This is a genomic window from Bradyrhizobium sp. LCT2 (assembly GCF_009931255.1).
GTDB lineage: Bacteria > Pseudomonadota > Alphaproteobacteria > Rhizobiales > Xanthobacteraceae > Bradyrhizobium > Bradyrhizobium diazoefficiens.
In genome coordinates this window covers 1,532,933-1,557,792 of record NZ_CP034432.1, presented here as the reverse complement: position 1 = coordinate 1,557,792, position 24,860 = coordinate 1,532,933, and the positions used below count along the sequence as shown (strand labels likewise).

General features: G+C 65.0%; 25 protein-coding genes and 1 riboswitch. Of the genes, 4 read left to right on the top strand and 21 right to left on the bottom strand.

Translation table 11 applies throughout. The annotated features are described in order from the left end of the window. Positions 1 to 173 precede the first annotated feature (173 nt). On the bottom strand, positions 174 to 1,310 hold the full coding sequence (locus tag EI171_RS07960; protein WP_082755650.1) for a 2'-deoxycytidine 5'-triphosphate deaminase: 1,137 nt from the start codon (positions 1,308 to 1,310) through the stop codon (positions 174 to 176). 80 nt (positions 1,311 to 1,390) lie between these two features. After that, a riboswitch (SAM riboswitch) is annotated at positions 1,391 to 1,470 on the top strand. Positions 1,471 to 1,544: 74 nt separating this feature from the next. On the opposite strand from EI171_RS07960, the gene EI171_RS07955 reads away from it, so the two are divergent. After that, positions 1,545 to 2,732, top strand: coding sequence for an O-succinylhomoserine sulfhydrylase (locus tag EI171_RS07955; RefSeq protein ID WP_161536937.1), 1,188 nt, complete (start codon positions 1,545 to 1,547; stop codon positions 2,730 to 2,732). 127 nt (positions 2,733 to 2,859) lie between these two features. On the opposite strand, the gene EI171_RS07950 is transcribed toward EI171_RS07955, so the two are convergent. The 3 genes from EI171_RS07950 to EI171_RS07940 are packed head-to-tail and all read right to left on the bottom strand — an operon-like array spanning position 2,860 to position 5,891. Beyond that, the gene (locus EI171_RS07950) at positions 2,860 to 3,852 is read right to left on the bottom strand and encodes an SGNH/GDSL hydrolase family protein (protein WP_161533016.1); all 993 of its coding nucleotides are present in this window, start codon (positions 3,850 to 3,852) and stop codon (positions 2,860 to 2,862) included. A 12-nt stretch (positions 3,853 to 3,864) separates the two neighbouring features. After that, on the bottom strand, positions 3,865 to 4,644 hold the full coding sequence (locus EI171_RS07945; protein ID WP_028172742.1) for a lipolytic enzyme: 780 nt from the start codon (positions 4,642 to 4,644) through the stop codon (positions 3,865 to 3,867). Further along, the gene (locus EI171_RS07940; RefSeq protein WP_011083921.1) at positions 4,644 to 5,891 is read right to left on the bottom strand and encodes an OpgC domain-containing protein; all 1,248 of its coding nucleotides are present in this window, start codon (positions 5,889 to 5,891) and stop codon (positions 4,644 to 4,646) included. The genes EI171_RS07945 and EI171_RS07940 overlap by 1 nt, the downstream gene beginning before the upstream one ends. A 196-nt stretch (positions 5,892 to 6,087) precedes the next feature. Between EI171_RS07940 and apaG the strand changes: the two genes are divergently transcribed. Further along, positions 6,088 to 6,480 (top strand): Co2+/Mg2+ efflux protein ApaG, encoded by a 393-nt coding sequence (gene apaG, locus EI171_RS07935; RefSeq protein ID WP_028172741.1) that lies wholly within the window; start codon positions 6,088 to 6,090, stop codon positions 6,478 to 6,480. 218 nt (positions 6,481 to 6,698) lie between these two features. Here apaG and EI171_RS07930 read toward each other — a convergent pair whose 3' ends face one another. The 3 genes from EI171_RS07930 to EI171_RS07920 form a co-directional block, all read right to left on the bottom strand. After that, the gene (locus tag EI171_RS07930) at positions 6,699 to 7,706 is read right to left on the bottom strand and encodes an Hsp33 family molecular chaperone (protein ID WP_161533015.1); all 1,008 of its coding nucleotides are present in this window, start codon (positions 7,704 to 7,706) and stop codon (positions 6,699 to 6,701) included. 158 nt (positions 7,707 to 7,864) lie between these two features. Beyond that, the gene (gene argF, locus EI171_RS07925; protein ID WP_011083918.1) at positions 7,865 to 8,788 is read right to left on the bottom strand and encodes an ornithine carbamoyltransferase; all 924 of its coding nucleotides are present in this window, start codon (positions 8,786 to 8,788) and stop codon (positions 7,865 to 7,867) included. Beyond that, positions 8,788 to 9,996, bottom strand: coding sequence for an aspartate aminotransferase family protein (locus EI171_RS07920; RefSeq protein WP_161533014.1), 1,209 nt, complete (start codon positions 9,994 to 9,996; stop codon positions 8,788 to 8,790). The genes argF and EI171_RS07920 overlap by 1 nt, the downstream gene beginning before the upstream one ends. Positions 9,997 to 10,450: 454 nt before the next feature. Between EI171_RS07920 and EI171_RS07915 the strand changes: the two genes are divergently transcribed. Beyond that, positions 10,451 to 10,960, top strand: coding sequence for a GcrA family cell cycle regulator (locus EI171_RS07915; protein WP_011083916.1), 510 nt, complete (start codon positions 10,451 to 10,453; stop codon positions 10,958 to 10,960). 233 nt (positions 10,961 to 11,193) lie between these two features. Here the strand turns inward: EI171_RS07915 and phoB are convergent, their stop codons facing one another. From phoB to EI171_RS07845, 14 genes are all read right to left on the bottom strand, one after another. Continuing rightward, on the bottom strand, positions 11,194 to 11,901 hold the full coding sequence (gene phoB, locus EI171_RS07910; RefSeq protein WP_008143479.1) for a phosphate regulon transcriptional regulator PhoB: 708 nt from the start codon (positions 11,899 to 11,901) through the stop codon (positions 11,194 to 11,196). Between the two features lie 22 nt (positions 11,902 to 11,923). Continuing rightward, the gene (gene phoU / locus EI171_RS07905) at positions 11,924 to 12,640 is read right to left on the bottom strand and encodes a phosphate signaling complex protein PhoU (RefSeq protein WP_011083915.1); all 717 of its coding nucleotides are present in this window, start codon (positions 12,638 to 12,640) and stop codon (positions 11,924 to 11,926) included. 11 nt (positions 12,641 to 12,651) lie between these two features. After that, a complete protein-coding gene (pstB, locus tag EI171_RS07900; RefSeq protein ID WP_011083914.1) occupies positions 12,652 to 13,473 on the bottom strand; it encodes a phosphate ABC transporter ATP-binding protein PstB in 822 nt (273 codons plus the stop codon). Further along, positions 13,470 to 14,315, bottom strand: a complete 846-nt coding sequence (gene pstA / locus EI171_RS07895; RefSeq protein WP_011083913.1) for a phosphate ABC transporter permease PstA — start codon at positions 14,313 to 14,315, stop codon at positions 13,470 to 13,472. The genes pstB and pstA overlap by 4 nt, the downstream gene beginning before the upstream one ends. A 4-nt stretch (positions 14,316 to 14,319) precedes the next feature. Then, positions 14,320 to 15,309, bottom strand: coding sequence for a phosphate ABC transporter permease subunit PstC (pstC, locus tag EI171_RS07890; RefSeq protein WP_028172738.1), 990 nt, complete (start codon positions 15,307 to 15,309; stop codon positions 14,320 to 14,322). A gap of 129 nt (positions 15,310 to 15,438) precedes the next feature. Then, positions 15,439 to 16,452 carry a phosphate ABC transporter substrate-binding protein PstS gene (gene pstS, locus EI171_RS07885; RefSeq protein ID WP_028172737.1) on the bottom strand — a complete coding sequence of 338 codons (1,014 nt, stop codon included), beginning with the start codon at positions 16,450 to 16,452 and terminating at the stop codon, positions 15,439 to 15,441. Positions 16,453 to 16,596: 144 nt separating this feature from the next. Continuing rightward, a complete protein-coding gene (locus EI171_RS07880; RefSeq protein WP_011083910.1) occupies positions 16,597 to 17,895 on the bottom strand; it encodes an ATP-binding protein in 1,299 nt (432 codons plus the stop codon). An 87-nt stretch (positions 17,896 to 17,982) separates the two neighbouring features. After that, positions 17,983 to 19,038 (bottom strand): lysylphosphatidylglycerol synthase domain-containing protein, encoded by a 1,056-nt coding sequence (locus EI171_RS07875; protein ID WP_011083909.1) that lies wholly within the window; start codon positions 19,036 to 19,038, stop codon positions 17,983 to 17,985. Between the two features lie 422 nt (positions 19,039 to 19,460). Then, on the bottom strand, positions 19,461 to 19,892 hold the full coding sequence (locus EI171_RS07870) for a GNAT family N-acetyltransferase (RefSeq protein ID WP_028172735.1): 432 nt from the start codon (positions 19,890 to 19,892) through the stop codon (positions 19,461 to 19,463). A 17-nt stretch (positions 19,893 to 19,909) separates the two neighbouring features. After that, the gene (locus EI171_RS07865) at positions 19,910 to 20,137 is read right to left on the bottom strand and encodes a SelT/SelW/SelH family protein (RefSeq protein WP_161533013.1); all 228 of its coding nucleotides are present in this window, start codon (positions 20,135 to 20,137) and stop codon (positions 19,910 to 19,912) included. Between the two features lie 10 nt (positions 20,138 to 20,147). Then, positions 20,148 to 21,080 (bottom strand): haloalkane dehalogenase, encoded by a 933-nt coding sequence (locus tag EI171_RS07860; protein ID WP_161533012.1) that lies wholly within the window; start codon positions 21,078 to 21,080, stop codon positions 20,148 to 20,150. Then, the gene (locus EI171_RS07855) at positions 21,077 to 21,667 is read right to left on the bottom strand and encodes a TetR/AcrR family transcriptional regulator (RefSeq protein ID WP_161533011.1); all 591 of its coding nucleotides are present in this window, start codon (positions 21,665 to 21,667) and stop codon (positions 21,077 to 21,079) included. The genes EI171_RS07860 and EI171_RS07855 overlap by 4 nt, the downstream gene beginning before the upstream one ends. Before the next feature lie 202 nt (positions 21,668 to 21,869). Next, positions 21,870 to 22,166, bottom strand: coding sequence for a hypothetical protein (locus EI171_RS07850; RefSeq protein WP_028172731.1), 297 nt, complete (start codon positions 22,164 to 22,166; stop codon positions 21,870 to 21,872). Between the two features lie 2 nt (positions 22,167 to 22,168). Beyond that, a complete protein-coding gene (locus EI171_RS07845; RefSeq protein WP_060909408.1) occupies positions 22,169 to 23,563 on the bottom strand; it encodes an OmpA family protein in 1,395 nt (464 codons plus the stop codon). A 165-nt stretch (positions 23,564 to 23,728) separates the two neighbouring features. Here EI171_RS07845 and EI171_RS07840 point away from each other — a divergent pair, with 165 nt between their 5' ends. Next, positions 23,729 to 24,787 carry a polysaccharide deacetylase family protein gene (locus tag EI171_RS07840; RefSeq protein ID WP_161533010.1) on the top strand — a complete coding sequence of 353 codons (1,059 nt, stop codon included), beginning with the start codon at positions 23,729 to 23,731 and terminating at the stop codon, positions 24,785 to 24,787. The last annotated feature ends 73 nt before the right edge of the window (positions 24,788 to 24,860 follow it).

Here is a 24,860-nt window from a genome sequence, read left to right as displayed (position 1 = left end):
TTTTACGGGAGTGTGTCATCGCGGCTGGGGCGGCGCAACCAGCCACAGACTCGGTGTCATCGCCCGGCGAAGACCGGGCGATCCAGTATTCCAGAGGCAGTTATGATTGAATCGAGACGCCGCGGCGTACTGGATGCCCCGGTCGAGCCGGGGCATGACAGTTGGAGATGTCGCTACACCCGAAAATGTTTCGAGAGCTTCAATCCCTGCGCCTGGTAGTTCGAGCCGATGCGCTGCCCGTACATCGCGTCGGGGCGGGCGAGCATCTTCTCGTAGACGAGGCGGCCGACGATCTGGCCGTGCTCGAGGATGAACGGCACCTCGCGCGAGCGCACCTCCAGCACGGCGCGCGATCCCAACCCGCCGGCACCGGCATAGCCGAAGCCGGGATCGAAGAAGCCGGCATAGTGCACGCGGAATTCGCCGACCAGCGGATCGAACGGCACCATCTCGGCTGCAAAGTCGGGTGGCACCTGCACGGCCTCTTTCGAGGCGAGGATGTAGAACTCGCCGGGATCGAGGATCAGGCTGCCGTCGGGCCGGGCCGAGATCGGCTCCCAGAAGTCCTCGACGGAATAGCCGGAGCGGCGATCGACGTCGACGACGCCGGTGTGGCGCTTGGCGCGGTAGCCGACGAAGCCGCTCGCCTTCTCGCCGGAGAGATCGACGGAGACGGCGACGCCGCCGGACAGATCGGCATCGTCGATGTCGACGAGGCGCTCGGACGCATGCAGCGCATCGAGCTCGTCGGCATTGAGGATGGCGTCACCGGTGCGGAAGCGCACCTGCGACAGGCGCGAGCCCTCGCGCACCAGGACCGGAAATGTCTTCGGGCTGATCTCGGCATAGAGCGGGCCGTGATAGCCGGCACCGATCATGTCGAAGCGGCGGGTACCGTCGGCGATCACGCGGGTGAAGACATCGAGGCGGCCGGTGGAGCTCTTGGGGTTCGCAGCCGCGACGATCTCCGGCGGCAGCGCCAGGCTCTCGAGCAGCGGCACGATGTAGACGCAGTTGGTTTCCAGCACCGCGCCGTCGGCAAGGCTGAACTCGTGCAGCTTCAATTCGTCGATGCGCTCGGCCACCGTGGCGCCGGGACCAGGCAGGAAGCTGGCGCGGACGCGATAGGCGATGTCACCGAGGCGGAGGTCGAGGCTCGCCGGCTGGATCTGGCTTTCGACGAAATCGTATGCGGGCAGGATGAGGCCCGCCTCCGCCATCGCCGCGATCATGCGGTCGGGCAGGATACCATTGGCGTCGGCGGCGATCGTGAAGCTCAACCGGGGGTCCTCGTCAGGGGTCAAACGCATCCGGACGTGCGGGAAATACTAGCCTTTTACGGCTATCCGATGGACGCCTTGACGGAAAGGCCATTGCGGAATATGAGCATCACTTATCCCGTGGTGATTTGAGCCGGCCGGCTTGCAGCCACGTTAAATAAGTCGCTAAACAGGCCGGGGACCTCTGTGATCCCGGCCCGTGGATATATCCAGGCCGGTTTTTTTGTGACCGTTTTCGACGAGACGGTCATGTCGGAGGTACCTATGTCGAAGTCGCCTGCCACTTACCGTCCCGAAACCCGCCTGGTCCATTCCGGCACCCTGCGCTCGCAATTCGGCGAGACGTCGGAGGCGCTGTTCCTGACCCAGGGCTACGTCTACAACAGCGCCGAGGAGTGCGAGGCGCGGTTCAAGGGCGAGGATCCCGGCTTCATCTATTCGCGTTATTCGAACCCGACCATCTCGATGTTCGAGCGCCGCATGATCGAGCTAGAAGGCGCCGAAGCGGCGCGTTCGGCGGCGACCGGCATGGCCGCGGTGACGACCGCGATCCTGGCGCCGCTGAAGACCGGCGACCACGTGGTCGCCTCCCGCGCGCTGTTCGGCTCGTGCCTCTACGTCATTCAGGATCTGTTGCCGCGCTACGGCATCGAGACCACGCTGGTCGACGGCCTCGATCTCGACCAGTGGCAGCGGGCCTTGCGGCCGAACACCAAGACGTTCTTCCTGGAGAGCCCGACCAATCCGACGCTCGACGTGCTCGACATCCCCGGCATCGCCGAGATCGCGCACAAGGGCGGCGCGCGGCTCGTCGTCGACAACGTGTTTGCGACGCCGATCTGGCAGAGCCCGCTCGCGCTCGGCGCCGACGTCGTGGTCTATTCCGCGACCAAGCACATCGACGGCCAGGGCCGCTGCCTCGGCGGCATCATCCTGTCGTCGGAAGCCTTCGTCGCCGAGCACCTCCACAATTTCATGCGCCAGACCGGGCCGTCGATCTCGCCGTTCAACGCCTGGGTCTTGCTCAAGGGCCTGGAGACGCTGGCCGTGCGCGTGCGCGCGCAGACCGACACCGCGGCACGCGTTGCGGAAGTGCTGGCCGGCCATCCGAAGATCTCGCGATTGATCTATCCCGGCCGCGCCGATCATCCGCAGGCAGCGCTGGTGAAGAAGCAGATGCGCGGCGGCTCGACGCTGGTCGGCTTCGAGGTCAAGGGCGGCAAGGCGGCCGCGTTCCGCGTGCTCAACGAGCTCAAGCTTGCGAAGATCTCGAACAATCTCGGCGACGCCAAGAGCCTCGTCACCCATCCGGCAACCACGACGCATCAGCGCCTGAAGCCGGAAGACCGCGCCGCGCTCGGCATCAGCGAGGGCTTCATCCGCTTCTCCGCGGGGCTGGAGCATGCGGACGATCTGATCGAGGACCTGACGGCGGCGCTGGAGAAGGCGTGAGGCGATCGAGCTCTCGTACGGTGGGCAAAGCGAAGCGTGCCCACCATTCACCACCGAGCTGGCGATAGATGGTGGGCACGGCGCGCGAAGAGCGCGCCTTTGCCCACCCTACGGCTACGCAGCCGAACTACATCGGCCGGTACGCCCGCACGTCCCCGGGCACGTTGACCCCGAGCTTGATCTGGCCGACGGAGCGGATGATGTCGTCGCCGAGGAGCTGGGCGAAGCAGGCATAGCCCCAATCGTTCATATGCAGGCCGTCGGCGATCACGAAGCTCTCGACCGGGATCGATTGATTCTCGTGCCAGTCGCGCATCACCTCGAAGCGCGGGAAGATGCCGACGTGACGGAGCTCAGCGACCTTGCCGAGCAGCTTCACCATCTTGCCGGCACTCTCCTTGCGCTGGTTGACGGCCGGCGAATATTGCGGATCGACCAGCACGATATCGGCACCGCCGGCGGCCTGGATGCGGGCGATGCCGTCCTCGACCATCTTGGCGGTGTCGCCGGGATCGAGATTGCGCAGCACGGCGTTGGTGCCGACCTGCCAGATCACCATGTCCGGATGCACGTCGATCACCTCCTTCTGGAGGCGCTTCATCATCTCGGGCGCGTCCTCGCCGCCGACGCCGGCATTGATGACGGTGATGTCCGCGGTCGGATATTGCCGGCGCAACTGCGCCGCAAGACGGTTCGGATAATTGAAATCGGGCGAGCTTGCGCCGTAGCCGGCGGTCGACGACGAGCCGAACGCGACGATCACGACAGGCTTGCCGGCGACGAGCTTGCTTGCGACATGCGGCAGCGACCCCATCGCCTTCGCGCCGCCCTTCGGCGGCAGGCAGGGGACGCGGTTGAAGACGTCACCGGCGGATTTCGCGACCTGCTTCACCTTGTCGATGGCGCGCGCGGTGATGCCGCGCTGTTCGGGAGACGTCGCGGCGACGGTGGTCTGGGAGGGCGATGCCGGAGCGGGATTAGCGGCCTGCGCGGGCGCGGGCGTTGCCTGCGCGGCCTGCGCCTGCGCGCGCGACTGCGAAACAGGAGTCAGCAACAGCAGCGCCGCCGCCACGGGTGCAGCCAGCCATGACGTCAGGCAAAAAGGGCGGATAGAACTCATTAACACTAGACCTCAATTTTGCTGCTGGGCCGGCCCCAGATGGGCTGCGTCGATCACGAACTGTGCCAACGCCCGGCCAAGGCAATCGTGGACCTGTTTCGCGAGCTCAGGCCCGCGGGACGGGCTGAACAGGTCGAACTGACCCTGATCATTCCACTGCCGCATGATCGCGAAACGGTCGAACAGCGGGATATCGTGCTCCTGTGCCACCACCCGCATATTGTCGAGATAGGGCGGCACCGAGATCATGGTTTCGGTACGCGGGCTGTACTGCAAGTTCATCAACACGACGTCAGCCCCTGCATTTTGCAATGCGGAAACCCCTCCGGTCACCGCACCGCGAAAATCGTCGGGATCGATTGCTCGGATAGCATCCACGGTCCCGGTCTGCCAGATCACCAAAGTAGGCCTTTTTGCTTCCATCAGCTTAACGAAGCTGGCGGCCGCCTCCTCTGCCGTCTTCTTGCTCTGTATTTCTACGGAGACGTGCACAACTTCCGATGGCGACAGCTTGTCCTTCAAAATGGCCTGCATGCGTGCCGGATAGGAAGCGTCCTCGGAGGCCGGAATCGTGGTCGAACGGCTGCCGATGACCAGGATTTCGAGCGGTTTGCCGGCCTTGATGGCGTCGGCGACCTTGGGAAGCTGGCTTTCGCTGGTGAGCAGATAGGACGGCAATTCGCAGGCTGCGGGCGCGGCCGGAGCGGGCGGCGCAGCATCCTCCGCGCGCGCCGACGGCGCGGCGAGGCCACCGCATAGCAGGATCAGGCTCAGGAGAACCTTCGCCTTCATCAGCCCCCTCCCGCCAGATCGGCGTTGCCGACGGCGTTCTTGGTTTTCGCACCGCTCTTGTCAGCTACGCGCTTGTACCACGAAATCACCCAGGCCACGCCCCACATGATCAGGATTCCGGAGAGACTAATCACCGCATGCATGACGGCGCCGCCGGAGACCTCGGCCAGGATGAAATGACCGGCGAAGGCCAGGAAGACGCCGAGGCAGAAGATCTCCAGGGAATGCGAGCCGCACAGGATCAGCGGCCGCAGCCAGGGCGATTTCAGGCCCGGCCAGTCGCGCGGCAGGAAGCGCACGGTGAGCGCTGCCAGCGCCAGGAAATGCGTGAAGCGCAGCACGTCGAGGTCGGTCTTGTCGATCGGATACATCCACTGCTCGAGCCGCTTCGGCATCAGATGCGAGAGCTGCGGCACATACCAGGTCAGGGTCACGTAGAACGCCGCGACGATATAGGCGATCGCGATCCACATCGTCACCGGTGAAGCCAGAATACGCGACATGCGCCGCGCACCTCCGAGCGCACACCATGCACCGAAGACGAACAGCAATTGCCAGGCCAGCGGATTGAACGCCCAGAAGCCGTTCGGATAGGCGGAGAAGTAGAGGTCGTATTCCCAGGTGACCGCGTAGAGCACGACCGAGAGGCCGAGCGTGACATCGGGCTTCCACTTCATCGACCACAGGATCAAAGGCAGCGCCAACATCAGCACGATGTAGAGCGGCAGCACGTCCATGTTGACGGGACGGAAGCGCAACAGCAGCGCCTGCACGATGGTGACGTCGGGCTGCTTGAGAAAGTCCATGATGCCCATCTCTTCAGTGTAGAGCGGGTTCTCGAAGCTGGTCGCGACGTAGGAGATCTCGGCGAGGAAGATCGTGAACAGGAAGACGTGGGCAACATAGATCTGCCAGACCCGGCGCATGATGCGCGCGGTGGCGATGACGACGCCGCTCTCCAGCATCGCGCGGCCGTAGACGAAGGCGGCGGTGTAGCCGGAGATGAAGATGAAGATCTCGGTGGCGTCGCTGAAGCCGTAATTGCGGATCGTGAACCAGGTCAAAAGACTCGACGGCAGATGGTCGATGAAGATCAGCCACAGCGCGAGGCCGCGGAACAGGTCGAGCCGGAGCTCGCGCTCGCCGATGGCGGGCAGCGAGATGGCCGGCGCGGCCGCACGCGGCTTTGCATCCGCAGGCTTGGCCCCCGCGATCGTCGATCCCGTCACTTGGTCCGCAATGGTCATCGGGGCCTGGAAACCCTCACACAAATCGCGACGTTATAAGGATTGTACCGGTCCGGCCGTCGTCTCGCAAAGCGGCCGGATCACATAAGGGTGTCTTTCTTTGGGGTGTCTTTCTCCGCGAATTCTGGCGGGACGATGTCGCGAAAGCCGCTTGCGGCGTTTGGTTCCCGGCCGGGTTTTCGTTATGATGGCAGCCATGTACCGCGCCGTGACCCGCCAGATCGAAGTGACCGTCGAGCCGAACTTTGTTCCGGAACAGTCGTCGGCCGACCGCTCCCGCTACTTCTGGTCCTACACCATCGTCATCACCAATTCGGGCGAGGAGACCGTGCAGCTCAAGACGCGGCACTGGATCATCACCGACGCCACCGGCCGCCAGCAGGAGGTGAAGGGCGAGGGCGTGGTCGGCGAGCAGCCGACCCTGGCCCCCGGCGAGCGCTTCGAATACACCTCCGGCGTGCCGCTCTCGACCGCCTCCGGCTTCATGACCGGCCGCTACCAGATGGTCAGCGAAAGCGGCGAACGCTTCGAGATCGACGTGCCGACGTTTTCGCTGGATAGCCCGGACAACAAGCGGGTGTTGAACTAGGGGCGGGGCCGTGGGGTGGGCAAAGCGAAGCGGGCCCACCATTTCGGTGGTGACGCAGAAAGATGGTGGGCACGCTTACGCTTTGCCCACCCTACGATGTCCGAGCACTTGGCAGGCTGCTTCCCCGTCGTCATTGTGAGCGCAGCGAAGCAATCCAGACGGCCACTGCGGAAAGACTCTGGATTGCTTCGCTGCGCTGGCAATGACGGAGGATAGAGTTACGCGCCCTCCACGCCCGCCTCATCGGGCGTGAAATCGTACACCGACGAGCAGAACTCGCAGGTGACAACGACCTTGTCGTCCTTGACCATCGCGGCGCGATCGTCCGGCGAGAAGCTCTTCAGCATCGCGGCGACCGCATCGCGCGAGCAGGAGCATTGCGCCTTCAGGACCAGCGGCTTGAATACGCGCACGCCACGCTCGTGGAAGAGGCGGTAGAGCAGCCGCTCGCCGGACAGTTCCGGATCGATCAGCTCGACGTCCTCGACGGTCTCGACCAGCGAGCGCGCCTCGACCCAGGCGTCATCTTCGGCGACGGCGTGCACTTCGGCGCCCTCGGGCGCATCGCCGGGATGCAAGTCCGCCTGCCGCGCGCGCTCCGGCGCCTTCGGCAGAAACTGCATCAACATGCCGCCGGCGCGCCAGCGATGCCTGCCGCCGTCGTTCGAGCGCCACTCCTCGCCGACCGCAAGACGCACGCGCGTCGGGATCTGCTCGGAGCGCAGGAAATATTCGTGGGCGGCGTCTTCGAGGCTGCCGCCGTCGAGCGCGACCAGACCCTGGTAGCGGCTCATGTCGGGGCCCTGGTCGATGGTCATGGCGAGATGGCCGCGGCCGAGCAGCGCGCCGGAATCCTTCGCCGTGCCCAGGCGCGAGGCGTCAAATCGGGCATAGGCGCGAAGCTGGTCCGGCGCCTTGTAGTCCACCACCAGGAACGACACCGGGCCGTCGGTCTGGGCCTGGAGGATGAAGCGACCCTCGAATTTCAGCGCCGAGCCGAGCAGCGTCGTCAGCACGATGGCCTCGCCGAGCAGCTTGCCGACGGGCGCGGGATAATCGTGCTTGGTCAGGATGTCGTCGAGCGCCGGACCGAGCCGCACCAGCCGGCCGCGCACGTCGAGCGCGTCGACCTCGTAGGGCAGCACGGCGTCGTCGATCGGAACCGCTGATGGTGCGCGAACCGGGCCTTCTGGCCTGGTTTTCATGTCAGGGGATTGGGAATCCATGGCCGTCTATCTGGGGTCGGTGGGTGGGAAATGGAAGGGGTTCCGGCTGCATCCGGCAATGCAGAATGGACGTATGCAAGGACGGCAACCTCCGCGTCGTCCTGGCGTTCGCCAGGACGACAGTTGCATGCGAGGCGGCCGCCAAGCCTACCCCAAACTTACTTCACCGCGTCAAAACACCAGGCCAGAATGCCCTTCTGCGCGTGCAGGCGGTTTTCGGCCTCGTCGAACACGACCGATTGCGGGCCGTCGATCACCTCGTCGGTGACCTCCTCGCCGCGATGGGCGGGCAGGCAGTGCATGAACAGCGCGTCGGGCTTGGCCAGCGACATCAGCTTGGCATTGACCTGGTAGGGCTTGAGCACGTTGTGGCGGTGCTCGCCTTCCTTGTCGCCCATCGACACCCAGGTGTCGGTGACGACACAATCGGCGCCGCGCACGGCGGCTTCCGGATCGGTGCCGAGCATGATCGGCGCGCCTGAAGCCTTGATCCAGTCGCGCATCGCCTTCTTCGGCGCAAGCTCCGGAGGCGTTGCGACGTTGAGCTGAAACTTGAAGCGCTCCGCGGCATGCGCCCAGGACGCCAGCACGTTGTTGTCATCGCCGGTCCAGGCCACCGTCCGGCCCTCGATCGGGCCGCGGTGCTCCTGATAGGTCAGAAGGTCGGCCATCACCTGGCAGGGATGCGAGCGCCGGGTCAGGCCGTTGATGACGGGCACGGTCGCGTTGGCCGCAAGCTCGAGCAGGGCGTCGTGGTTGAGGATGCGGATCATGATGGCATCGACATAGCGCGACAGCACGCGCGCGGTGTCGGCGATGGTCTCGCCGCGGCCGAGTTGCATCTCGGCGCCGGTGAGCATGATGGGCTCGCCGCCGAGCTGGCGCATGGCGACGTCGAACGACACCCGCGTGCGGGTCGACGGGCGCTCGAAGATCATCGCCAGCGTCTTGCCTTCGAGCGGCCTCACCGGCTGATGCGCCTTCTGCTTCGCCTTCATGGCGGAGGAGGCATCGAGCATGCTCTTGAGCTCCGACAGCGGGAGCTCGTTGATATCGAGGAAGTGCTTCGGCGACTTGCTCATCAGCTTGCCGCCCGCTTGGTCTGACTGGACGAGATCGCGGCGCAGGCGCGTTCGAGCCGCCCGACGCTGTCCTCGATCTCGGCTTCGGTGACGATCAAGGGCGGCAGGAAACGCACGACATTGTCGCCGGCGCCGACCGTGAGCAGCTTCTCGTTGCGCAGCGCCGCGACGAGATCGCCTGATGGCACCACGGCCTTGATGCCGATCAGGAGGCCCTCGCCGCGCACCTCGCTGACGACATCGCCATGACGGTCGATCACGGAGGCGAGCTTCTGCTTGAGCAGCAGCGACATCTTCTGCACGTGATCGAAGAAGCCGGGCTTCAGCATGACGTCGAGCACGGCATTCGCAGCCGAGATCGCGAGCGGATTGCCGCCGAAGGTCGATCCGTGCGAGCCGGGACCCATGCCGGCCGCCGCGTCCGCGGTGGCCAGGATCGCACCGATCGGGAAGCCGCCGCCGAGCGCCTTGGCCAGCGACATCACGTCAGGTGTGACGCCGGTACGCCGATGCGCGAACAGATCGCCGGTGCGGCCCATGCCGGTCTGCACCTCGTCGAAGGCGAGCAGCAGGCCCTTCTCGTCGCAAAGCTGGCGCAATGCCTTGAGGAACGCAGGCGTTGCGGAACGCACGCCGCCCTCGCCCTGAATCGGCTCGATCAGGATGCCGGCGGTCTGCGGACCGATTGCCTTCTTCGCGGCCTCGATGTCGCCATGCGGGACCTGGTCGAAGCCATCCATCGGCGGACCAAAACCTTCGAGATATTTTGCAGATCCCGTCGCAGCCAGCGTCGCCAGCGTGCGGCCATGGAAGGCGCCTTCGAAGGTGATGATGCGGTAACGTTCCGGATGCCCCTTGGAGAAGTGATGATGGCGGACCAGCTTGATCACACCTTCCAGCGCCTCGGCGCCGGAATTGCAGAAGAACACGAAGTCCGCGAAGCTTTCATTGCACAGGCGCGCAGCGAGCTTCTCGCCGTCCGGACTCTGGAACAGGTTCGACATGTGCCAGAGTTTTGTGGCCTGCTCCTGCAGCGCCTTGACCAGCGCGGGATGGGCATGGCCGAGCGCGTTCACGGCGACGCCCGAGGTAAAATCGAGATAGCGATCGCCATTGGTCGCAATCAGCCAGCAGCCTTCGCCGCGCTCGAAACCGAGGTCGGATCTGGCGAAAACGGGAAGCAAATGCGGCGCTGCGCTGTTAGTCATGACGATCACTTGATGTTGCGGACGGCCTGAACACGCTCACGCAGCGCACCATTGACCGGCCCGGAAAACGAAACGTGCCGCCTTTTAAGGGCGGCACGTGACACTATCTTATGCCTGGTGAAACCGGTGTCAATGCCGCCCGAAAGCCTCGCGAAACGCTGAATCCGTAGTCTTGCGGAGCCGAAATTGCGGGGTTTTCGCCACGGAACATGTGGAAGCGAGTCGGCGGACTCTTGCGCGTGAGTCACGCCATATTGTAGCGTTTGGCTTGTCAGATACGACATCTCGTGCAGTGTTTCTGATCCTCTAAGTCCTCATGTACCGGCGTAGACGTTCGGGCGTTATCGGCGCGCCCGGCGAGCCTTAAGGGATTCTGACGGCACGGGTTTTTCGAGGCTTAGGCATTCGCCGCGAGGCGCCAGGATGGCAGCCGCACGGCGAGGGAAAGGGTGCAATGACGGTTTTGACCTGGTCCGACGATCGCGTCGAGCAGTTGAAAAAGCTCTGGGAGGCCGGATTATCGGCCAGCCAGATCGCAGCCGAGCTCGGGAACGTGACCCGCAATGCCGTGATCGGCAAGGTACACAGGCTCGGCCTATCCGGCCGCGCCAAGAGCCCCTCATCGGCGGCTCCGCGGCCGCGCAAGGCGCGCCCCGCGCAGCACATGATGCGGGTGAGCCGCCCCATTGCGCGCGGCAACACCGCGCTGGCGCAGGCCTTCGAGGTCGAGGTGGAGGCCGAACCGGTCACCTACGACAACGTGGTGCCGATGAGCCAGCGGCTGTCGCTGCTGGAGCTGAACGAGGCGACCTGCCACTGGCCGGTCGGCGATCCCTCGAGCCCGGATTTCTTCTTCTGCGGCGGCAGGGCGCTGTCGGGCCTGCCCTACTGCGCGCAGCACTCGCGCGTGGCATATCAGCCCGCCGCGGATCGCCGGCGCGCACCGGCGAAGCCCTCGCGGTGAGTTTGTCGCTCTAGCTGATTGCAAAGACGGCGCCGTCACGCGATGACGGATCGACACACTCCGATGTCGTCCCGGCGAAGGCCGGGACCCATAACCACCAGCAGATGTGGTTACGGGGACACGGAGTTACCCTTGTCGCGCAAACAATTGCGCCCTGGGGTTATGGGTCCCGGCCTTCGCCGGGACGACACCGATATCGTGGCGACAGCTCGCCAAACCAACTCGCCCCTAGCTTACGTCTGCTCCGCCTTCGCAAAGCGATCATCCAGCGCGTAGCCGGCTCCGCGGACGGTGCGGATGGGATCCTGCTCGCGGCCGAGATTGAGCAGCTTGCGCAGGCGGCCGATGTGGACGTCGACGGTGCGCTCGTCGATGTAGATGTCGCGGCCCCAGACGCTGTCGAGCAGCTGCTCGCGCGAGAACACGCGGCCGGGATGCTCCAGGAAGAACTCCAAGAGGCGATATTCGGTCGGGCCGAGGTCGATCGGCCGGCCCGAGCGCGCGACGCGGCGCTTGTCGCGATCGAGCTCGATGTCGCCATAGGCCAGCACCGTTGCGAGCCGCTCCGGGCTTGCGCGCCGCAGCAGGCCCTTCACGCGCGCCAGGAGCTCCGGCACCGAGAACGGCTTGACGATGTAGTCGTCGGCGCCGGTCGCAAGACCCCGCACCCGCTCGCTCTCCTCGCCGCGCGCGGTGAGCATGATGATCGGGAGCTGCTTGGTCTCGGGCCGGGTCCGCAGCCGGCGGCACAGCTCGATGCCTGACAGTCCCGGCAGCATCCAGTCGAGTACGATCAGATCGGGGATGTGTTCCTTGAGGCGGGTGTCGGCGTCGTCGCCGCGCATCACCGTCTCCACATCATAGCCGTCGCCTTCGAGGTTGTAGCGGAGAAGCTCGGTGAGAGCTTCCTCGTCCTCAACCACCATAATGCGTGCGCCCATGGTGTCGTCGCTCCTTAAGTCTTCAGGTATTCGGGACCGTCGTGGCGAAGGTCGTCATGTCGCCCTTCGGCCGCTTGTCGGTGATCGCCTGGCCCTCGATCATGTAGAACACGGTCTCGGCGATGTTGGTGGCGTGGTCGCCGATCCGCTCGATGTTCTTGGCGCAGAACATCAGATGGATGCAGAACGAGATGTTGCGCGGATCCTCCATCATGTAGGTGAGGAGCTCGCGGAACAGCGAGGTGCAGATGGCGTCGACTTCCTCGTCGCCCTTCCACACCGCCATCGCCGCCGGCAGATCATGCGCGGCATAGGCGTCCAGCACCGACTTGACCTGCTGCTGCACGAGGTCGGTCATGTGCTCGAGGCCGCGGAACAGCTTGAGCGGATGAAAATCCGTCTCCAGCGCCGCGACGCGCTTGCCCATGTTCTTGGCGAGGTCGCCGATGCGCTCGAGATCGGTCGCAACGCGCATGGCGCCGACGATCTCGCGCAGATCGACCGCCATCGGCTGGCGGCGGGCGATGGTGAGCACGGCGCGCTCCTCGATGCGCTTCTGCAGCGCGTCGAGCTCGGTGTCGGTGGCGACGACGCGCTGGCCGAGCGCGACGTCTCGGCGGATCAGCGCGTCGACGGAATCGACGATCATGCGCTCGGCGATCCCGCCCATCTCGGCGACGAGCCGGGTGAGCTCCTGGAGGTCGGTGTCGAAGGCCTTTGCGGTATGTTCAGAACCCATGTCCCGTCTCCTCAGCCGAACCGGCCGGTGATGTAATCCTGCGTGCGCCGGTCGCTCGGCGACGTGAAGATCTTGCTGGTGTCGTCGAACTCGATCAGCTCGCCGAGATACATGAACGCGGTCTTGTCGGAGACGCGCGCCGCCTGCTGCATGTTGTGGGTGACGATCGCGATCGTGTAGTTCTCGGACAATTCCTGGATCAGCTCCTCGACCTTGGCGGTCGAGATCGGGTCGAGCGCCGAGCAGGGCTCGTCGAACAGGATCACCTCGGGCCGCACCGCGACGGTGCGGGCGATGCAGAGGCGCTGCTGCTGGCCGCCGGAGAGCGACAGGCCGGAGGCGTTGAGCTTATCCTTGACCTCGTTCCACAGCGCGCCGCCGCGCAGCGCCTTCTCGACGCGGTCGTCCATCTCGGACTTCGAGATCTTCTCGTAGAGGCGGATGCCGAAGGCGATGTTTTCGTAGATCGTCATCGGGAACGGCGTCGGCTTCTGGAACACCATGCCGACGCGGGCGCGCAGCAGGTTGAGGTCGAGCTTGCCGTCGAGGATGTTGGTCTGGTCGAGCATGAGCTGGCCGGTGGCGCGCTGCCCCGGATAGAGGTCGTACATCCGGTTGAAGATGCGCAGCAGGGTTGACTTGCCGCAGCCGGACGGGCCGATGAACGCGGTGACGCGGTTGGTGCCGAGCGTCAGGTTGATGTTCTTCAGCGCGTGGTGCTCGCCGTAATAGAAGTTGAGGTTGCGCACCGTCACCTTGGCCGGCGCTTCCGGCAGCAGCGGCGCCTGGGGCAGCCCACCGGCCGCGCTCATCGATACGGAAAGCTCACTCATTTTGCGGTCCTCTCGGCGCCAAGGATGCGCGCGCCAATATTCAGGGCAAGCACGGTAATCGTGATCAGCAGCGCGCCGCTCCAGGCGAGCTGCTTCCAATAGGCGTAGGGGCTCTGGACGAAGTTGTTGATGGTGACCGGCAGGTTCGCCATCGTCTTGTTCAGGCCAAGACTGAAGAACTGGTTCGACAGCGCGGTGAAGAGCAGCGGCGCGGTCTCGCCGGCGACGCGGGCGGTGGCTAGCAACACGCCGGTGATGAGGCCGGAGCGGGCGGCACGATAGGCGATCCGCTTGATCACCAGCGAGCGCGGCAGGCCGAGCGCGGACGCCGCCTCGCGCAGCGCGTTCGGCACCAGCAGCAGCATGTCCTCGGTCGTGCGCAGCACCACCGGGATGACGATGACGGCGAGCGCGAGGCTGCCTGCGATCGCCGAGAAGCCGCGCATCGGCACCACCACCGCGCCGTAGATGAACAGGCCGATGATGATCGAGGGCGCCGAGAGCAGGATGTCGTTGATGAAGCGGATCACCGAGGTCAGGCGGTCGTTGCGGCCGTATTCGGCGAGATAGGTGCCGGCGAACAGGCCGAGCGGCGCGCCAATGCCGACGCCGAGCACGGTCATGATGATCGAACCGACGATGGCGTTGCGCAGGCCGCCTTCGGTCGAGCCCGGCGGCGGCGTGTCTGCCACGAAAATCTCGAGGTTCAGACCGGCGATGCCGTTGTAAAGCAGCGTGATCAGGATCAGCGCAAGCCAGGTGACGCCGAAGGCGGCGGCGGCGATGCAGAGTCCGCGAACGACGATGTCCTTGCGGCGGCGGCGTGAATAGATCGGGTTCATGGCGTTAGTTCCCCGCCTTCTTTTCCAGCCGCATCAGCATCAGCCGTGCCGCTGCGAGCACGAAGAACGTCAGCACGAACAGCAGAAGGCCGAGCAGGATCAGGCCGGACTGGTGCAGGCCGTCGCTCTCGGCAAACTCGGATGCGATCGCCGCCGAGATCGTGGTGCCCGGCGCGAAGATCGAGGAGGAGATGCGGAACGAGTTGCCGATGATGAACGTCACCGCCATGGTCTCGCCGAGCGCGCGGCCCAGCGCCAGCATGACGCCGCCGATGACGCCGACGCGGGTGTAGGGGATCACCACGCTGCGCACGACTTCCCAGGTGGTGCAGCCGACGCCGTAGGCGGCCTCCTTCAGCACCGGCGGCACCGTCTTGAACACGTCGACCGAGATCGAGGTGATGAAGGGCAGCACCATGATGGCGAGGATCAGCGCGGCGTTGAACAGGCTGAGATAGGACGGGGGACCCGCGAAGATCGCGCCCAAGACAGGAACGCCGTCGAAGATCTTGATCATGAAGGGCTGGAAGGTGTTGGCCAGGAACGGGCCCAGCACGAAGAAGCCCCACATGCCGTAGATGATCGAGGGAATGCCGGCGAGCAGCTCGATCGCCATGCCGATCGGGCGGCGCAGCCATTGCGGACAGAGCTCGGTGAGGAAGATCGCAATGCCGAGGCCGACGGGAATGGCAATCAGCATCGCGATGAACGAGGTGACGAGCGTGCCGTACATCGGCCCGAGCGCGCCGAGCACGGGCGGATCCGCCGACGGCGCCCAGCGCTGCGTCCACAGGAAGGAGAAGCCGTATTCCTTGATCGCCGGGAAAGCGCCGACGATCAGCGAAACGATGATGCCGCCGAGGATCAGCAGCACCGAGATCGCGGAGAGCCGCGTGATCCAGTAGAAGGTAACGTCGCCGAGCTTGAACGCGCTCAAGGCCTTGGCGCGATCGTACGGTCCAGCGTCGTCGATTACATCGCTCTGAACGGCCATCTCTGCCACGCCGATCCCCTGTACCCGTTATATACGCTTGTTGTTGGTCTTGCGCTCCGGATGCGGCACGGGGCCGATCCGGAGCGGAGGTCTTTTGAGATCCCGGCACCCAGGCCGGGACAGCAGCGCTTAGCTCTTGATCTCGGCAGCCCAGGTCTTCTCGATCAGGGTCACGACGCCCTCGGGCATCGGGATGTAGTCGAGCTCCTCAGCCGCCTTGCCGCCGTTCTTGAAGGCCCAGCGGAAGAACTTGATGGCTTCCTGCGAGGCCGCCTTGTCGGTGGCATCCTTGTGCATGAGGATGAAGGTCGCCGCCGTGATCGGCCAGGACTTCTCGCCGGGCTGGTCGGTCAGGATGACGTAGTAGCCGGGCGCCTTGGCCCAGTCGGCGTTCGAGGCGGCTGCCTGGAAGGCCTCGACGGTCGGCTGCACCGGCTTGCCGGCCTTGTTGACGAGACCGGTGTAGGTCAGCTTGTTCTGCTTGGCATAGGCGTACTCGACGTAACCGATCGAGTTCTTGGTCTGGCCGATGTTGCCGGACACGCCCTCGTTGCCCTTGGCGCCGACGCCGACCGGCCACTCGACGGCCGTGCCCTCGCCGACCTTGCTCTTCCAGTCCGCGCTGGCCTTGGAGAGGTAGTTGGTGAAGTTGAAGGTGGTGCCCGAACCGTCGGAGCGGCGGACGACGGTGATCGCCTCCGAGGGCAGCTTCAGGCTCGGATTGAGCTTCTTGATCGCGGCATCGTCCCACTTGGTGATCTTGCCGAGATAGATGCTGGCGAGCGTCTCGCCGTCGAACACCATCTCGCCCGGCTTCACGCCCTCGATGTTGACGACCGGAACGATGGCGCCCATCACCATCGGCCACTGGACGAGGCCGTCCTTCTCGAGCTGCTCGGCCTTGAGCGGCGCGTCGCTGGCGCCGAAGGTCACGGTCTTGGCCTGGATCTGCTTGATGCCGCCGCCCGAGCCGATCGACTGGTAGTTCAGACCGTTGCCGGTCTCTTTCTTGTAGGCGTCAGCCCACTTGGAATAGATCGGGAACGGGAACGTCGCGCCGGCGCCGGTGATATCGGCAGCAAAGGCTGCCGTCGTCGATGCGGCGACCAAGCCGGCAGCGACGATCGTTTTGAGGAAATTCATGCTGGTCTCCATACAGGGGAGCGAAGCGCCATCCGCGCCCGATCGCGCTCCCCGTGCCGCCCCTTTAGGAGCGGTCGGCTGTGCTTTTACGAAGGTTTCGTGACAGTCGGATGACAGCCCCAAGCGATTGAAATCGCTTGAATTTCAGACTGTCACCGGGGGCCTGATCTGGGGAAAACAGGCGGTGAAAGTGGCGCCCTGTTTGGGCACGCTTTCGATCAAAAGCCGGCCGCGATGCCGGTTAAGAATATGTTTCACCAGCGATAATCCGAGCCCGGTCCCGCCCTGCAAGCGGCTGTCGCCGACATCGACCCTGTAGAACCGCTCGGTCAGCCGCGGCAGGTGCTCAGGCGCGATGCCGGGGCCGAAATCCCGGACCATGACCCGGATTTCCTGAGTTCCATCAGTGGCGGCGCCTGAGGTCAGTGACACGATGACGCGTCCGCCCGAGGCGCCGTATTTGAGCGCGTTCTCGATCAGGTTCTCGAACAGGCGGAGCAGCTCCTCGCGGTCGCCCGCGATCATCACCGGCGGCTCCGGCAGATGGATCTCGACCTCGACCTGGCGCTCGCGCGCCAGCGGCTCGAGCCCGTCGGCGACCTGGCGGATGATCGGCAGCAGGTCGACCAGGGTGTCGGGGCGCACATGGGCCGACAGCTCGACCCGCGACAGCGAAAGCAAATCGTCGATCAGGCGCGCCATGCGGGTGGCCTGGTTGTGCATGATGCCGAGGAAGCGCTCGCGCGCCTTGGGGTCGTCCTTGGCCTGGCCCTGGAGCGTGTCGATGAAGCCCGACAGCGCGGCGAGCGGCGTGCGCAGCTCGTGGCTGGCATTGGCGACGAAGTCGGCGCGCATCTCCTCGACCCGGCGCAGCGGCGTCTGGTCGTGGAAGGTCATCAGCATGCATTTGTCGGCGCCGCCGAAGGTGGTCGGCACCGGCACCGGCGTGATGATCAGCTCCATCCAGCGATCGACCGGGACATGGTCGAGATAGGTCGCGCGCCGCGGCTCGGTGGTCGCGATCGACTCGCGCAGCGCGGTGATGATCTCCGGCGAGCGCAGCGCGAACTGGGCGAGCTCGTTCCTGCGCAGCGCCGGCGCAAGCTGGGCGGCGGCCGCGTTGAGATGGATGACACGGCCGGCACGGTCGAGCAGCACCGCCGGATCCGGCATGCCGGCGACGACCGCGGCCACCGCGGCGCTCTCGACCGGGTTGATGCGCCTGACATCGTCGCGCGAGGCGGCGGTGTCGTGCAGCCGCCAGGGGATCAGCGCCGCAGCGGCGATGCAGAGGAACACGGCAACGGCGTGCAACACCGACAATTCGCCGAGCGAGACCACGACCGACAGCGCCAGCGCCGCGGCGATCAGGATGATCGTCGAGTGCCGCAGCCGGTCGGACCAGGGCTGCGCGGTGGGAGAAGATGGGGCGTCGATCGCCATCGGGGCGGGCTTCTCCTAGGGGCTTGTCCTAACGGCTTTGTCCTAAAGGCTTTGTCCTAAAGGCTTGGTCCTAGAGGCTTGACGCCGTCAGGCGGTGCCGTCGCTGCGCTCTCTCACATAGGCGGCTTCACGCGCCGGGCCGGGGTCGAGCTTGAGCGCCGCCTGCTGCAAACGCTTCGATCGGGCGCCGATTATAACTTCGCGAAACGTCAGCAAGATTACAGATATGACGAAGGGGGACAGATAATAGAGGACACGGAACAGGAGCATGCCGCCCAGGAGTTCCTCCCGGTCCATCTGCCAGAGGCCGACCAGCATGGCGGCGTCGAACACGCCGAGGCCGCCGGGCGAGTGGCTGGCAAAGCCGAGCAGGGTGGCCGAGACGAAGATCACGGCAACCACGACGAAGCCGAGATTGGGCTCGTCCGGGACCAGCACGTACATCGCGAGCGCGCAGAATCCGAGATCGATGATGCCGATCGCGATCTGGAGCAGCGTCAGCGGTCCGCCCGGCAGCACCACGGTCCAGGGCCCGCGGCCGACCACCCGCGGCTGGGTCCAAACCCAGACCACATAGCCGACCAGTCCCACGATGATCATCAGCGCCAGCGTCCGGTTCAGCCAGGGCGGAAGCTGGTCGATCGAGGCCGCCGCCTCCGGATGGTAGGAGATGCCGAGGCCCAGCACGGCGGCATTGCCGAGCCAGAAGGTCAGGCCGGCGAGGAAGCAGATCTTTGCGACATCGATCGCGTTCAGCCCATAGGCCGAATAGATGCGGTAGCGTACCGCGCCGCCGGTGAAGACGCTGGCGCCGACATTGTGGCCGATCGAATAGCTGGTGAAGGCGGCGAGCGCATTGATGCGGTAAGGCACATGGGCGTGGCCGATCGCACGCACGGCGAACAGGTCGTAGAAGGTCAGGGTGAAATAGCCCGCGGCCACGAACAGCGCCGCCATCGCAATCTGGCTCGGCTCGGTGCTCTTGATCGCCTCGATCACCTCGTTGAAGTCGATGCCGCGCAGCATGTGGTAGAGCACATAGCAAGCGATGCCGATGACCGCGACGCTGATCACAACTCCAAGCTTATGCAGGACTTGCTTCTGGCGCAGAAACGTCATCGCCCTGCGTATGGCTTCCAGCATCTAGACCTCGAACAACGCTTCAGCGGCCAGGACGGCCGGCGAACAGGCAAACGACGCACAGGCACTCAACGAACCCTCGCCGCCGGCTCCGGCATCGCGCATGCCCCCTAACCCTCCACTAGCGCGTTTTGGGGCGGAGTGGAATTCGCCAATTCGAACAAAATCACGTGCCTTCAATATTTTAGGCAGGGTTGCGGGCTCTGGATGCACGGTTTGGCGCTTTCGGCGGCAAGGCTGACGCGAATCTCCATGGCAATCCTGCGCAGACGCCATGAAGTTTTGATGATTTCGGCCGCGCAATGTTCCGTCACGTTTTAAGCCGACGTCAATCTATGGGCCGCGCCCGGCTGTTGAAAGAGGGGCGACGGGGTCGTTCTGGACGGATTTTCCGATGCACCAAACAGGTGCGGCGCAACAGTAGCTTAAGGGGCGGTCAGATAGCCGCGCTGATAGGCACTGGCCTGGTCGTCGAAAATCGCCATGGCCGTCGTCATCCGGCGGAAGCCGAGACGCTCATAAAAGCCCTCTTTGCCAGGCACCGCATAGAGGATGATTTTGCGATGTCCGCGGCATCGCGCCAGCAGCCGCTCGATGATCTCGCGGCCGAGGCCTTGCCCCTGACAGTCCGGGCGCACCGCGACATCACAGAGGTAGGCGCAGTCGCGGCCGTCCGCCAGCGCTCGGCCGGCACCAACCAGCCGGCCTTGGTCGTAAGCGAAGGCACAGAACATGCTGTTGCCGAACACGAGCGCGAGATCGGCTGGTGTCTTGTTGCCGAGCGGTGCGGTGCGGTAGAGCGCGGAAAGCTCGTTCCAGTCGATTGCCGCCGGATCTTCGTTCCAGACGACCGGCATCTGCGTGCCTCCCCGGATCAATGCCGCGCCGCGGTGACGGCTGCGACGATTTCGTCGGTGCCGGGAAAATGGCCCTTGCTGCGGCTGGCGACAATCCTGTCGCCGAGCTTGACCTGAAAGACGCCGCCCTTGCCAGCCACGAGATCCGCCTCCAGCGCCAGTTGCCGGCGCAGCGCTGCGGCGGCTTCCTTCGCACGCTTCTCGTAGCCGCAGAGACGGCAATAGACGATCGTCACATCCGACATCTCATCCTCCTCACGCGGCGAGCTGCGGACGCACCGCTTCGATGCCGGCGATCCAGCCGGCCACCGATCGGCCGATTGCGTCAGCGTGGTCCTCCTGCAGATAGTGCAATCCCGCGCCGAGCCGGATCAACGCGCAACGCGTCAGCGAGGCCGCAAACCGCTCGGCAAATTCCGGCGAGACGAGCGCGCCCGGTTCGCCCGTGAACAGCAGTTTCGGATAGGAAGATGCGGCCAGCGTCGCATGGGCGGATTGGAGCGCCTCATAGACATCGGCAGGCTCGCCTGCGATCGGCAGTTCGCGGGGAAACGCAAGAACGGGGCGACGGCTCTCAGGCGTCGGGAACGGCGTGCGATAGGGCGCCATCTCTTCGTCGCTGAGCTTGCGGACGATTCCGCCGGGCAGAACGCGCTCGACGAACGCATTCGCCTCGAGGATCATAGCCTCACCCTCGCCCGGCGTCCTGAACTTGCGAAAGACCGCCCTCGCCGCCTCGGCATGATCTTGCTCCTCCGCGACCTCGGTATGGTGGAAATCCTGCCAGGTCGGCATCGGGCGGATGAATTCCATGAAGGCTAATCCGCGTACGAAATCCGGCCGGCGCGCGGCGAGATGAAATGCGAGCGCCGTGCCCCAGTCCTGCGCGACGAGATAGGCCGATGTGACGCCGCGCTGTTCGATGAACGCATCGAGATAGCGGACATGGTCGAAGAAGCGGTAGGCGATGTCAGGCTTACCGGATTGGCCGAAGCCGATGAGATCGGGCGCAATGCAATGCGCGACCGGTGACACCAACGGCAGGATGTTGCGCCAGATGTGCGACGAGGTCGGGTTGCCGTGCAGGAACAGCACGACCGGCGCATCCTGCGCACCCGTCTCGCGGTAAGCCATGCTGCTTCCCAGCACGGGCGCTCTGCGAATCTCGATCTCGATTGGCTTGCTCATGTCAGCTCCTTGAACACGGTCTGAAATGCGATGGTCTTGAAACGTTCGAGCGCTTTCGGATTGCGATCGACCTTCATGCGCAGGATCGCGCCCTGCCAGGACGCGAGCAGGAAGTCGGCAAGCTCCCCGTGCTCGAAATCGGATGCGATCTCGCCGCGCGCCTGAGCCTCGGCGATGCAGGCCGCGAACGGCACGCGCCATTCGGCAAAAATCTCGGTCAGGCGCGTACGCAGCATTTCGCTGCTGCCGGTCGCCTCCAGGCTGAGATCGCCGATCAGACACCCACGACCATAACCGTCGGCCTCGAGCCGGCCGGTGATGATGTCGAGATAGCGCTTGAGGCGCGCGCGCGGCGTCAGCGTCGTGTCCTCAAGCGCTTCTGCGACCAGCCCCCTGGTGACGTCGAAGTAGCGGTCGAGCACCTCCGAAGCGAACGCTTCCTTGGAGCGGAAATGGTTGGTGAAGGACCCCTGCGGCGCGCCCGCCGCAGCGGTGACGTCGCGCACGCTGGTGCCGTGATAGCCGGTTCGGAACATGACCTTGAGGCCGGCGTCGAGGATGGCGTCTTTGAGCGAAGGCTTTGGCATGAGCAAAATAATACGTACGTACGTATTAATGTCAAGCGTAGTTTCATCGCTCGGCGATTACGCACTCCGATCAGGCTGTTATCGCAATGTTGGATCTGGAACTGATGGGATGAGCCTCGCCTAGCGCGCCGATGGCGGTACGCTCCCTCCCCCGCAAGGGGGGAGGGAGCGAGAGAGCGATGGCCTCACGCGAACCAAGGACTCAAGCCGCCGGCTGGCTCCGCGAGACCACCCGGTCGCGCAACCAGGCGCCGATGGTGCAGCCGACCAGGTAGCAGGCGAACATGATGAGGCCGAGGTCGAGCCAGTAGCCGAAGCGGCCGGGGACCACATGCGCGAGCGAGGCCGCGACCAGCGCTACGGCGAGCGCGGCGAGCCAGCGCGCGGTGACCTTCGAGGTGCCGTTGCCGCGCTGGACCACCGAGATCCAGCCCATGCAAAAGCCCAGCACCAGCGATCCGATCAGCCAGCCCAGATGGAACGAAACGAGATAGGGCATCGTCACCTCACCAGAAATTCGATGCGGCGGTTCTGCGCCTTGCCGTCGTCGGTGTCGTTGCCGGCGACGGGCTGCGTGCTGCCGTAGCCGATCGCGGTGAAGCGGCTGGCGGGCAGGCCGGCCTTGACCAGATAGTCGATCACCGCCTGCGCGCGCTTCTCCGAGAGTGCCTGGTTGAACGCGTCCTCACCGTCGGCATCGGTGTGCCCAGCGACGTCGATATTGGTGGTGGGGCAGCGCAGCGCCGTCTCGATCAGATGGTCGAGAATTCCCGCAGAGTCCGGATCAATGTCGGCGCGCTTGGTGGCGAAGCGGATCTTGCCCTTATTCAGGAGCTCGGAGAACAATTGCTGGCAGACGGTGCCGTCGACCGGGCCTGCCGCGGGCTTCACCGTGATTTCCGGCTTGTACTGCCAGTTTTTCGGGAAGTCCTTGCCAAGGCCCGCGCGGATGTCGTTGCCGGCGCCTTCATAGAGCGCATCGCCCGACAGCTTCACCTCGCGATCGGACACCACGAGCGTGCCGGTCGACAGCCGCGACAGCGCCCCGAGCGCTGCGACCACGGCGGGGTTGAAGGCGCCGGGGGCGCCGAGGCTGGGCTTGAGATTGTCGACGACCTTCTCGTTGAAGAATTTTCGCGACGCGCTGGTTGCGATCGCCGCGTGGACGTTGTTGTCGGGAACATAGCCGGTCAGCGTCACGGTCGCGGCAACCGGATCCTTGTAGGCCTGGAAGATATAGGGCGGCGCCTTGATGTCGTTGGCGGCGATCAAGAACCCTTCCGGCAAGTTCTTCAGCGCAGCCGCGATCGCCTCGCGTCCGCCGAGATCGCGCGCCATGCCCGACAGGTTGATCTTGGTGTCGGAGATCGTGATCTTGCCGTCCTTGAGCTTGCCGATCTGGTCGAGCAGCAGCATCGCGGCGGCCTCGAAGCGCGGCGGCGCGCCACGTGCCAGCCCCATCTGATCGGCGACCTCGACGCCGCCGACCTCCTTGCGTGCCGCCTCCGTCAGGCGGGCCTTGATCGACGGCAAGGGCGCGGAGCCCGACAGCGTCACCCGCACCACGTCACGCTCGGCGTTCCAGACGAAGGGTTTTGCCTCGGCAACGAGGCGGGTCCGGTCATCGACCAGGCGCACGCCCGGGACGATCTCGACCGCCATTACCGCGTCCCGGCGCCCTTCCTCGGAAAAGGCGTCCGCGGCCAGGCTGACATCGCGGCCGTCCACCGCGATCCGGGTCTTGTCCAGAACGGTCTCCTTGAGCGCCGCCGAGCTGCGGGCGGACAGGTCCGCCTCGACCGGTAAGGTGTTATTCCAGGCCGCAAATCCCCACATGACGGCCAGGGGGATCAGCCCTGGCCACCATTTGCTGGCCCACCTGAAAAGCTTCTGCATTCGACGACCCGAACTCTGGAACCGGAGACAAAACAAACCCTTGGCAGGCTGTCAAACCGGAAATGGCGGCCCTCGCAAGGCCTTTGCGTGGACAATTGGAATAACTTTTTCTTCAAGGGTTCTTCCGTAAGTTGAGGACGGAATGCCAGAGTCCGCCAGCGGGTCATGAAACAACTTCGTAACAACGTCATCCGCGCCGGGCTGGGAGCACTCTATTTCAGCGGGGCGCACCACCTGTTGCGCCCGCTTTTGTCGGGCGTCGGCGCCATTTTCATGCTGCACCACGTGCGGCCGGCTCGCGAGGCCACGTTCCAGCCGAACCGACATCTCGAAGTCACTCCGGATTTCCTGCGCGCGACGCTGAGCCATCTGCGCTCGCGCGACATCGACATCGTCAGCATGGACGATCTGCATGAGCGGCTGGTGCAGGGCAGGTTCACCCGCCGCTTCGCCGCCTTCACCCTCGACGACGGCTATCGCGATAATCTGGACTATGCGCTGCCGGTGCTGCGCGAATTTGACGCGCCTTTGGCGGTCTACGTCGCCAGCGATTTCGCCGAGGGCACGGGGCGGCTGTGGTGGACCGCGCTGGAAGCCGTGATCGCCAGGGCCGAGCAGATCGAGGTGCAGATCGGCAATTCCGCGCTCCGGCTCGACGCGACGACGCCTGCCGCGAAACAGGCGGCGTTCGACCGCCTGCATGACTGGCTGCGCGCGCTGCCGGGCGAGCACGATCTCGCGCGCGAGATCGCAGCGCTCTGCGCCAGGCACGGCGTCGACATGGAAGCGCTGTGCCACACCCTCTGCCTGTCCTGGGACGGGGTGAAGCAGCTGGCCGCAGACCCGCTGGTCACGATCGGCGCGCACTCCATCAGCCATTGCAATCTCGCCAGGCAGAGCGAGGAGATCGCCGCGCAGGAGATGGCGGTGAGCCGCACGCGGATCGAGCGGGTGCTGGAGCGTCCCGTGCTGCACTTCGCCTATCCCTATGGCGACCGCGAGGCGGCCGGGATGCGCGAATTTGCGCTGGCCGCATCGGCCGGCTTCAAGACCGCGGTGACGACGCGGCCCGGCATGCTGTTCGCCGAGAACGCCGGCCACATGACCGCGCTGCCGCGCATCTCGCTCAACGGCAACTACCAGGACACGCGGATCCTGCCGGTGCTGACCTCGGGCGCCGCGACCGCGATGTGGAACGGCTTTCGCCGGATTGCGGCGGCTTAAGTTTCTGTCGTCCACCGCTGTCACCGCAATCTCTGCCGTCGTCCTGGCGAAGGCCAGGTCGACGACAAGATTG